The sequence below is a fragment of the Microbacterium sp. genome (assembly GCF_035277845.1).
GTDB lineage: Bacteria > Actinomycetota > Actinomycetes > Actinomycetales > Microbacteriaceae > Microbacterium.
In genome coordinates this window covers 1-3,054 of sequence record NZ_DATEJS010000159.1, presented here as the reverse complement: position 1 = coordinate 3,054, position 3,054 = coordinate 1, and the positions used below count along the sequence as shown (strand labels likewise).

At 69.1% G+C, this 3,054-nt stretch carries 5 protein-coding genes; 3 read left to right on the top strand and 2 right to left on the bottom strand.

The window, feature by feature from the left end:
• Window positions 1–196: 196 nt before the first annotated feature.
• Window positions 197–532 (bottom strand): carboxymuconolactone decarboxylase family protein, encoded by a 336-nt coding sequence (locus VJR25_RS06790; RefSeq protein ID WP_324113879.1) that lies wholly within the window; start codon window positions 530–532, stop codon window positions 197–199.
• 128 nt (window positions 533–660) lie between these two features.
• Here VJR25_RS06790 and VJR25_RS06785 point away from each other — a divergent pair, with 128 nt between their 5' ends.
• The 3 genes from VJR25_RS06785 to VJR25_RS06775 are packed head-to-tail and all read left to right on the top strand — an operon-like array spanning window position 661 to window position 2,765.
• Complete coding sequence (locus VJR25_RS06785) at window positions 661–1,557, top strand: helix-turn-helix transcriptional regulator (protein WP_324113877.1); 897 nt, start codon at window positions 661–663, stop codon at window positions 1,555–1,557.
• Window positions 1,558–1,559: 2 nt separating this feature from the next.
• Entirely contained in the window at window positions 1,560–2,546 is a 987-nt protein-coding gene (locus VJR25_RS06780) for an aldo/keto reductase (protein WP_324113875.1), read from the top strand.
• A gap of 45 nt (window positions 2,547–2,591) precedes the next feature.
• A complete protein-coding gene (locus VJR25_RS06775; RefSeq protein ID WP_324113873.1) occupies window positions 2,592–2,765 on the top strand; it encodes a hypothetical protein in 174 nt (57 codons plus the stop codon).
• 6 nt (window positions 2,766–2,771) lie between these two features.
• Here the strand turns inward: VJR25_RS06775 and VJR25_RS06770 are convergent.
• Window positions 2,772–3,054 (bottom strand): AMP-binding enzyme (locus VJR25_RS06770; protein ID WP_414683750.1); only part of this gene is annotated, 283 nt, incomplete at its 5' end.

The following is a 3,054-nucleotide window of genomic DNA, read 5'->3' as shown; positions in this document are numbered from 1 at the left end:
ACCAGACCGGTATTGGCGTCGTCCGCACCATCCTGCGGAACCACGCGGACCTGGCTGAACTCATAGCCGAGCTGCACGAACTCGTCGACCCACGATCCCAGCGTGCGCATGCTTCGGAACGACATCGACTCCCCTTCGATCGGCCGGATACCCCATTATCCGCCACACCCGTCGCAGATGCTGTGGAGGGCCGGGTTCAGTCCTCGCCCTCGACGATGCTCTTCAGCACGGTGGTCGCGCCCATGCCGTTCGGCCAGCCCGCGTAGAACGCCAGGTGCAGCAGGGCCTCCTCGAGTTCCTCGTCGGTCGCGCCGTTGTGCCGCGCGAAGGCGAGGTGGAATCTCAACTGGTCCAGCTTGCCCATCGCGGTCAGGGCGGCGACGGTGACCAGCGAACGGTCGCGCTTGGACAGCCCTTCCCGCTCCCACACCTCGTCGAAGAGGACACGGTCGGTGTAATGCACCATTCCCGGTGCGAAGTCGCCGAAGGCGTTCTTGCCGCCGCTCCAGCCCGTGTTCTGTGTGGCGCTCATGATCGGTCTCCTTCGGTCGTGGTCTGCAGATCCATCGCATCGGAGCGGACGGCGTGGAGGGAGTCTCGGGCGAAGGGTGTACCGGTGGGGACTCCCTCCCGGGCATGGGCCGATCTAGCGTTGACGGCATGGATGCCAGGACTGAAGCGCGGGAGTTCCTCATGTCCCGCCGCGCGAACGTCACCCCGGAGGCTGCCGGGCTGACCGTCACCGGCCACCGGCGGGTGGTAGGGCTGCGGCGCAGCGAGGTCGCGATGCTCGCGGACGTGAGTCCGGAGTACTACGCCAAGATCGAGCGCGGCAACCTGGTCGGGGTGTCGGACGCGGTCCTGGAGGCCGTCGCCCGTGCCTTGCGACTCGACGACGCCGAGCGCGAGCACCTGTTCGATCTCGCCCGCGCAGCGAACGGCGCCGCCCGGCCGGTGCGCCGTCGCAAGCCGAAGACGTGGGTGGCGCGGGAGGGCCTCGTGCGCGCTCTGGAGGTCATCACGGACGGTCCGGCGTTCGTGCGCAACGGCCGCATGGACATCCTCGCGACCAACGCCCTGGGCCGTGCCTTCTACGACGAGGTCTTCGACGGACCCGGGCAGGGCAACCTCGCCAGATACTGCTTCCTCGACGAACGCGCGAAGACGTTCTACCCGGACTGGGAGAAGGCCGCCGACATCACCGTGGCGATCCTGCGCACCGAGGCCGGCCACGACCCCCGCGACAAGCAGCTGCACGACCTCGTCGGGGAGCTCTGCACCTGCTCCGACGCGTTCCGCACCCGCTGGGGCGCACACGACGTGCGCCGACACGGATCCGGCACGAAGCAGTTCCACCACCATGACGTCGGCGACCTCACCCTCACCTACGAGGGGCTGGAGCTGACCGCCGAACCCGGCCTGTCGTTCCTCATCTACACCGCCGAGGCCGGGTCGGCCAGCCAGGAGCGGCTGAACCTGCTCGCCAGCCTCACCGCCCCCACCGCCGACGCGCCGCGGCATCCCGTGCACGGCGAGACCACCACGACGAAGGAGTGATCATGCACACCAGGACTCTCGGCCACGGCCTTCAGGTCTCCGCGATCGGGCTCGGAGCGATGGGGATGTCCCAGAGCTACGGCCCCAACCCCGGCGACCGCGACGAGATGATCGCGGTGCTGCGCTCGGCGGTCGACGAGGGCGTCACCTTCTTCGACACCGCCGAGGTCTACGGCCCCTACGTCAACGAGGAGCTCGTCGGCGAGGCCCTCGAGCCGATCCGCGAGCAGGTGGTCATCGCGACCAAGTTCGGCTGGGACATCCAGAACGGGCAGAGCGTCGGCCTGGACAGTCGTCCCGAGCAGATCCGCCGCGTCGCCGACGCGTCCCTGCGGCGACTGCGCACCGACGTGATCGACCTCTTCTACCAGCATCGCGTCGATCCCGCCGTGCCGATCGAAGACGTCGCAGGCACCGTCGCCGAGCTCGTCGCCGAGGGCAAGGTGAAGCACTTCGGCCTCTCCGAAGCATCCGCCGCCACGATCCGCGCCGCCCACGCCGTCCACCCGGTCACCGCCGTGCAGAGCGAGTACTCGCTGTGGACCCGCGACCCCGAGGCGGAGGTGCTGCCGACGCTCGCGGAGCTCGGCATCGGATTCGTGCCGTTCAGCCCGCTCGGGAAAGGGTTCCTCACCGGCACCGTCGACACGACCACGACCTTCGCCGCGGGCGACATCCGCAGCCGCGTTCCGCGGTTCGAGGCGGAGAACCTCGCCGCGAACCAGGCCCTCGTCGACCACGTGAGGAGCCTCGCCGACGGGAAGGACGCGACGCCCGGCCAGATCGCCCTGGCCTGGCTGCTCGCCCAGCAGCCGTGGATCGTCCCGATCCCCGGCACCCGCCGCAGGTCCCGCATCCGTGAGAACGTCGCAGCGACCCAGGTCGCGCTGTCCGCTGACGAACGCGCCGACCTCGACGCGCTCGTGCGGCGCATCGGCGTTCAAGGCAGCCGCTACAACGCCGAGCACCTCGCCTACGTCAACCGCTGAGAGAGCTCGGGCTGGTTTCAGGCCGAGGGCGCCGAACCGATCAGCATGCAGCCCGGAACCGTGATCCGGGTCCCTGCCGGTACCAAGCACTGGCACGGCGCGAAGGCCGACTCCTGGTTCAGCCATGTCGCGTTCATCACACCCGGCGGAAGCGTCGGCAACGAGTGGCTCGAACCGGTCACCGACGAGGAATACGGCCAGCTGCCGCCGATGGCGTGACGCCGTTCAGAGGCCGAAGGCCTCCCGCAGACCGGTCTTGCGGATCTTGCCCGAAGCCGTGCGCGGCAGATCGTCGATGAAGACGACTCGGCGCGGGATCTTGTACCGCGCCAGGCGCCCGTCCAGATGTCCCCGGACGGCGCCCTCGGTCAGGGAGGCATCCCCGGTGAGCACGACGAGAGCGGCGGGCACTTCACCCCATCGATCGTCCGGAACGCCGATCACGGCGACCGACGCGACCTCCGGCAGCTCCATGATCATCTGCTCGACTTCGGCGGGGTAGATGTTC

Bases quoted from the DNA above. Each gene is read 5' to 3' on its own strand.
- VJR25_RS06790 (WP_324113879.1), bottom strand. From the start codon at position 532: ATGAGCGCCACACAGAACACGGGCTGGAGCGGCGGCAAGAACGCCTTC.
- VJR25_RS06785 (WP_324113877.1), top strand. From the start codon at position 661: ATGGATGCCAGGACTGAAGCGCGGGAGTTCCTCATGTCCCGCCGCGCG.
- VJR25_RS06780 (WP_324113875.1), top strand. From the start codon at position 1,560: ATGCACACCAGGACTCTCGGCCACGGCCTTCAGGTCTCCGCGATCGGG.
- VJR25_RS06775 (WP_324113873.1), top strand. From the start codon at position 2,592: ATGCAGCCCGGAACCGTGATCCGGGTCCCTGCCGGTACCAAGCACTGG.